2 protein-coding genes and 1 tRNA gene are annotated in these 1,752 nt (G+C 45.4%); all 3 read left to right on the forward strand.

Annotated elements, in window-relative coordinates; genetic code table 11:
- A partial coding sequence (locus B4K20_RS08385; RefSeq protein ID WP_289282554.1) for an ATP-binding protein occupies nt 1-223 on the forward strand: 223 nt, incomplete at its 5' end.
- Entirely contained in the window at nt 213-1,622 is a 1,410-nt protein-coding gene (ntrC, locus tag B4K20_RS08390) for a nitrogen regulation protein NR(I) (RefSeq protein WP_286305250.1), read from the forward strand. The genes B4K20_RS08385 and ntrC, both read left to right, overlap by 11 nt.
- 53 nt (nt 1,623-1,675) lie before the next feature.
- A tRNA-Met gene (locus B4K20_RS08395) sits at nt 1,676-1,752 on the forward strand.

Here is a 1,752-nt window from a genome sequence, read left to right on the forward strand (position 1 = left end):
GGTGTTAGTTGAGGTTGAAGACAATGGCCCTGGCATCCCCGAATCTCTTCAAGATAGTTTGTTTTATCCCTTAGTTACTGGAAGAGCTGATGGAACAGGACTTGGGTTGTATTTGGTACAGAACTTAGTGCAACGCAATGGTGGAACAGTCAGTTGCTCCAGCAAAGTTGGACAAACTATTTTTTCCGTAACATTTCCTTTGGAGTTTGGACGTGAGCGCTAGCAGAGCGATAGCTTGGATTGTTGATGATGACCGATCAATTCGGTGGGTTTTACAAAAAGCATTGGAAGTGGTTGATATTACAGTTCGCGCTTTTGAAACCGGTGATATCGCACTTAATGAGCTAAAACAAGGTCGTGAACAAAGACCGGATGTATTAATCAGCGATATCAGAATGCCTGGTATTGATGGTCTTGAACTTCTATCTGAAATTAAAGAACGCTACCCAGAGTTACCGGTGATCATTATGACGGCCTATTCTGATTTGGATAGTGCCGTATCTGTATACGAAGGTGGGGCGTTTGAATATTTACCCAAACCATTTGATGTTGATGAGGCGGTTGAGCTAGTCCAACGTGCCATCAGTCATAGTCGTGAACAGAATAGCGAGCCCGCTGAAAATGTAAATATCGGCACAGATATTGTTGGTGAAGCTCCTGCAATGCAGGAGGTTTTTAGAGCGATCGGACGACTGGCGCGTTCAAATATCACCGTCATGGTGAATGGGGAGTCAGGAACAGGGAAAGAATTAGTTGCTCAAGCACTGCATCGTCATAGCCCGAGAAAGCATGGTCCTTTCATTGCTTTAAACATGGCTGCAATCCCCAAAGAGCTACTCGAATCAGAATTGTTTGGGCATGAAAAAGGGGCCTTCACCGGCGCGCATGTCCAGCGAAAAGGTCGGTTTGAACAAGCTAATGGCGGTACCTTATTCCTAGACGAAATCGGGGATATGCCCATCGAGCTACAAACACGACTCTTGCGGGTGCTATCGGATGGTGAGTTTTTCCGGGTTGGTGGACACAGTGCAGTAAAAGTAGATGTTCGAATCATTGCCGCAACCCATCAAAATCTTGAAAAGCTGGTTGAGCGAGGCGATTTCCGTGAAGATTTATTTCATCGACTGAATGTTATTCGAATTCATATTCCATCACTTCGTGAACGTCGAGAGGATATTCCAGCTTTGGTCGCTTATTTTCTGAATAAGGCTGCTAAAGAACTAAATATGTCAACGAAATCAGTTGCAACTGATGTGGAGATGTATTTATCCCAATTACCATGGCCAGGAAATGTTCGACAATTAGAGAATACGTGTCGTTGGCTGACGGTTATGTCACCTGGGCAAGTCGTTCAGATGGATGATTTGCCTGTCGAACTCTCTACAGAAACAATAGATGCCAATAATGGTAGACAAGGCGGTGACTGGCAACAGTTGTTCAGACAATGGGCAGCAAACAAGGCTTTGACTGGACAGGAAGGTGCACTGGCAGATGTTGTTCCACTTATCGAGCATTTACTGATGGAAGTTGCTCTCGAGAAAACAGCAGGTAAACGTCAGGAAGCAGCCAAATTATTGGGGTGGGGTAGAAACACACTGACGCGTAAACTAAAAGAAAATTAGAATAAGGCTTGCGTCACCATGAACTGGTATGTATAATGCATTGCTTAATCAGGTGCGGGGTGGAGCAGCCTGGTAGCTCGTCGGGCTCATAACCCGAAGGTCGTTGGTTCAAATCCAGCCCCCGCTACCA

The organism is Methylophaga sp. UBA5088 (assembly GCF_002414625.1).
GTDB lineage: Bacteria > Pseudomonadota > Gammaproteobacteria > Nitrosococcales > Methylophagaceae > Methylophaga > Methylophaga marina.